This is a genomic window from Gammaproteobacteria bacterium, from assembly GCA_022450155.1.
Classification (GTDB): Bacteria; Pseudomonadota; Gammaproteobacteria; order Arenicellales; family UBA868; genus REDSEA-S09-B13.
Map to the genome: position 1 here is coordinate 1 of JAKUQR010000060.1, position 4,193 is coordinate 4,193.

General features: G+C 52.6%; 4 protein-coding genes and 1 pseudogene. 2 read left to right on the top strand and 3 right to left on the bottom strand.

Features of this window, described 5'->3' with window-relative positions:
* Positions 1-150 precede the first annotated feature (150 nt).
* Positions 151-1,277, top strand: a protein-coding gene (locus MK323_15105) for an IS3 family transposase (GenBank protein MCH2483473.1) whose coding sequence is annotated in 2 segments (ribosomal slippage) — positions 151-415 and positions 415-1,277 — 1,128 coding nt in all. Because the reading frame shifts where the segments join, the coding sequence is not laid out codon by codon here.
* Between the two features lie 34 nt (positions 1,278-1,311).
* On the opposite strand, the pseudogene MK323_15110 reads toward MK323_15105, so the two are convergent.
* Positions 1,312-1,518, bottom strand: a pseudogene (locus tag MK323_15110) (Fic family protein).
* A gap of 302 nt (positions 1,519-1,820) precedes the next feature.
* Between MK323_15110 and MK323_15115 the strand changes: the two are divergent.
* A complete protein-coding gene (locus MK323_15115; protein MCH2483474.1) occupies positions 1,821-2,660 on the top strand; it encodes a methyltransferase domain-containing protein in 840 nt (279 codons plus the stop codon).
* A 187-nt stretch (positions 2,661-2,847) separates the two neighbouring features.
* On the opposite strand, the gene MK323_15120 is transcribed toward MK323_15115, so the two are convergent.
* Together MK323_15120 and MK323_15125 are read right to left on the bottom strand one after the other, a co-directional pair.
* Positions 2,848-3,081 carry a hypothetical protein gene (locus MK323_15120; protein ID MCH2483475.1) on the bottom strand — a complete coding sequence of 78 codons (234 nt, stop codon included), beginning with the start codon at positions 3,079-3,081 and terminating at the stop codon, positions 2,848-2,850.
* A gap of 276 nt (positions 3,082-3,357) precedes the next feature.
* Positions 3,358-3,708: a hypothetical protein gene (locus MK323_15125; protein ID MCH2483476.1), complete on the bottom strand. Its 351-nt coding sequence runs from the start codon at positions 3,706-3,708 to the stop codon at positions 3,358-3,360.
* Between the last annotated feature and the right edge of the window lie 485 nt (positions 3,709-4,193).

Sequence of the window (4,193 nt, forward strand, 5' to 3'; positions counted from 1 at the left end):
GTATGCCTATGGTGCAGGGTTAAACTACGCATTGCGCGCGAGTTTCTTCATCAGACTTAACATGCACTTCCGGTATCCATGACTACGACAGCCTGATCCTCCCCCACTAAATTGGTCCACCGGTATAGTGAGTAAACGGAGGATCAAGTTATGGGAATCAAGAGACACAAGCCCGAAGAGATTGTCACCCAGTTGCGTCAGGTTGAAGTGCTTGTCGGGCAGGGAATGGCCAGGATTGATGCGATCCGGCAGATCAGTATTGCCGAACAGACGTATTATCGTTGGCGCAAGCACTATGGGGGTATGGGCAAAGGCCAACTGAAAGAACTGAAACGGCTGCAGAAAGAGAATGAACGGCTAAGAAGGGCGGTATCTGACCTGACCCTGGACAAGCTCATTTTAGCGGAGGCGGCCCGGGGAAACTGCTAAGCCCCGCGCGTCGCAGGGATTGTATTGATCGGGTGTGTGGCCAGCTGAAGGTATCTGAGCGTCGTATCTGCCGGGTACTGGGCCAGCATCGATCGACCCAGCGACACGTCCCAAGGGGCCAGGCAGATGAAGCGCGGCTGGTCGTGGATATGATCGAGTTTACCCGTCAATATGGACGCTATGGCTATCGTCGGGTTGCAGCCCTGCTAAGAGACGTTGGCTGGCAGGTCAATGACAAGCGGATTGAGCGCCTGTGGCGACGTGAGGGACTCAAAGTACCCCGCAAACAACCCAACAAGGGTCGCCTGTGGCTGAATGACGGCTCATGTATCCGCTTGCGGCCAACCTACCGTGATCCTATCTGGTCCTATGACTTTGTGCATCACCGGACGGATGATGGCAGGGCTTTCAGGACACTCAACCTCATTGATGAGTACACTCGTGAATGCCTGGAGATCCGGGTGAAGCGAAAGCTCAATTCAACCGATGTCATCGATACGCTGACGGATCTGTTCATCTTAAGGGGTATTCCGGCCTACATCCGATCAGACAATGGACCTGAGTTCGTGGCCCAGGCCGTCAGGGACTGGATCAAGGCGGTGGGGGCCAAAACCGCTTACATTGAACCCGGCTCGCCCTGGGAGAACGGATACTGCGAGTCCTTCAATGCCCGCTTCAGGGACGAACTGCTGAATGGGGAGGTCTTCTACACCCTGCAAGAGGCTCAAATCATCATCGAACAATGGAGGAGACACTACAACACCATCAGACCACACAGTGCTTTGGGCTACCGCCCGCCAGCCCCGGAAACCATCGTCCCAATAGACCAAAGGCCGGCCATGCACTAACATCCAAACTGGACCAGTCAGTGGGGGCTGGTCAATGGGTCGTGATCACGTTCTCGATCGCCGAACTGTCTTTGGCTTCCTGCAGCGCCAAAGTATTGATCAGGATATGCTCGTTGGGTATCGTACCCGACAACGCCTTCAATTCCGCCAGATAACGATGCGCTGGAACCAGCGCTTTGAGCACTGCACGGGTTTCCAGTTCAACCTCCGGGGGCAGTAGCGAGACCACACTTTCGGCCATAGCGCTTCTTAAGTTCAGTGGGTGATGGACAACAATGGCTACTTTTTTGTACATATCAGCATCTCATGTCAACGAAATGAGCTTTTCCTATACATAGATCAGTATAGATAGTCGGCCTACCGATCACACGACCCACAATCCGGCATGGGCTCCATCCACCCTGCCCTTTAGTCTCGAGGGAACAGTCCTATTACCGAGTATCTGACTCAACAAACGACACATGTGTCGCTCGAAATACCTTCGATAAATCAAAGATGGGACCAGGCTTTACAGGCGCTACTAGGGACCGGATACTTTAACGCATGAGCAGTTACGAAAACTATGCTCGGGTCAGCACGGTTTATAACGAGACGCGCACCGCTCAGGGGGTGGAAATTGTCCGTCGCTTGCTGGCAAAAGGCGATACAGCTTTGACGGAGCAGACGCTGGTCGACGCTGGTTGCGGGACTGGTCAGTACTCGGCCGCACTGGCCGGTTCGGTAGGTCGCATCGAAGCCGTTGACCTCAATCCGGCCATGTTGGCGCAGGCCCGTCACAAACTCCAGAGGCAGGTCGACGCGGGAGCCATCGGCCTGCACCAGGCATCTATTGACGACCTGCCGATACCTGATGGAAGTGTCGACGCGGTTATGGTCAACCAAGTGCTGCACCACCTGGCAGATGACCCGGCGGCTGCTTGGCCCGTGCACCAACGGGTCTTTGGCGAGTTTGGGCGGGTGCTCAAACCGGGTGGCATCGTAGTGATCAACAGCTGCAGTCACCGACAGCTTGAACAGGGATTCTGGTTCTACCAGCTTATCCCCGACGCGGTCGATCGTGTCAGGCAGCGGACCGCTGACCTGGACACGCTGGTTGCACTGCTGCAGCAGGGCAATATTTTTGACAAAACACAGCACGAGATACCGACCGACATCATCTTACAGGGCGACGCATACTTTGACGCCCCCCGCATCTTTGATTCGCAATGGCGCGGCGGCGATTCGATCTGGGCGCTCGTCACGGCCCCCGAGCTGGAAGGCGCGCTGCAAGAGGCGCAGATACTGTCTGACCGTGGTGAACTGGACGACTTTATGCGCCGCCACGATACGCCGCGCGGGTATACCGGCCAGCTGAGTTTTACCTGGTCCCGAAAGGTGTATTGACCGGGCAATCACTGGAGGCGCATCGAATACTTAGGATTGGAGAGCACTCGGGCTCGAAGTGACTCACTCCCACCGACTGGTCACGATCAATGTCAATCAACAACAGAACAGATGGTGTCCGATTTGCTCGTCAACCAGTTCTTAAGCACTACTGGCTCTTTACCAAAAGATAAATGGGTCCCCAAGGTCATTCACTTTGGTGTCTTGCCTCAATATAGTTTTCTATCAAGTCAAACCAGTCAATGACAAGGTCAGGAAAATCGTCTGTCTCTGATATCTCTGAAAGTATGTCTAGTACTTCTTCTATCGACATATTACCCAAGTAGTTGTGGATGGTTTTCGTTGTCTCTTCTCTGATATGACCTGCTACTCCGCCTGTGCCATCCTTGCCATACAGGATAGTCATCGCATCAGTTGCCATCACTTATCCTCCGCTATGGGTAAGTTTCTATCATACCCAATGTATCTAAAGAGCCAGCCTCATAAATCCCCAGATCGGCTAGTTAACAGACATTCTCACTCTACAATACCTAGCTTTCAGCGAAATAAATGATGTCCTAGCCGCGCACTCACACGCTTGTGGATGGTTCTGCCGAACAGGAGGCCGAGTACCGCTAGGATGAATCGGAAAGCGGAGAGTCACCTGCCCGACAGATTTGAGAAAAAAGAAGTAGGGTATCGCCTTGGGTAGTTATGTTTACCCCGCCAGCTTGATAATCTGTTTGGCGCATGCATCGGCAACCCCACGAACAGGGGATTCAGCACCTGGCATTGTCGCCCAGCCGATTTCTTTCACATAATTATCTCTTTGGTAAGAGCTCTTCTTTTTCAGCTCCGCGAATCGCTCCAGCTTGTTGGGATCCTGGAGATACTGTTCGACACAGATCGGCGTAAGGTTTTCTACGACAGCCGCTTTCGCCATGGCCTTACCTTCAGCGTCGGCAGCACCACTTGTCACGACCCATCCTGTCCAGAAAATTACAATCAGCACCACGACTGCTCCAATTACTGCTCCCTGCACCATCGGTTTAATTACTTCTTTCTTCACTTCAGTTGCCTCCCATATAGGTATATAAAGGTGAATCACAATCCCCTTGTCAGCCAAATCGATGGGATTGAGCTCGCGATACTACTCTTTAATATTGGTACTGAATACATCATCTTTATTATGGTAGGCGGCCCAACCAGGCATAGATACCGCTACCCCAACGGGCAAGATGATGTTTCAGATATGTGATGCCTTCGCAGAAGTTGAGCGGTGTAGAACTGCATCACAAGACAGTTTCAAACCTCTGTGGGTGAGTAAGGCGTGATTAGATGCGGGCATACGACTGTATGCCTAGTTTGCTATGGGAATTTGGTGGAGAGGCTAGGTGAGTTACTCCCAGCACTCCACTGCCAGAACTTCGGTTATTTACCTATACGTACAGCCACCTTCAATTGTCCAAATTTTGGGGTGACCTAGTCGGTTGCTGGAAGTTGCAGGATCAAACCATCTGGACCTCCGCCCATTAAGGTTTGAGGATATGCACC

What these genes read in the sequence shown, in the direction of transcription:
- MK323_15120 (MCH2483475.1), bottom strand. Translation starts at nt 3,081, where the DNA reads ATGGCAACTGATGCGATGACTATCCTGTATGGCAAGGATGGCACAGGC.
- MK323_15115 (MCH2483474.1), top strand. Translation starts at nt 1,821, where the DNA reads ATGAGCAGTTACGAAAACTATGCTCGGGTCAGCACGGTTTATAACGAG.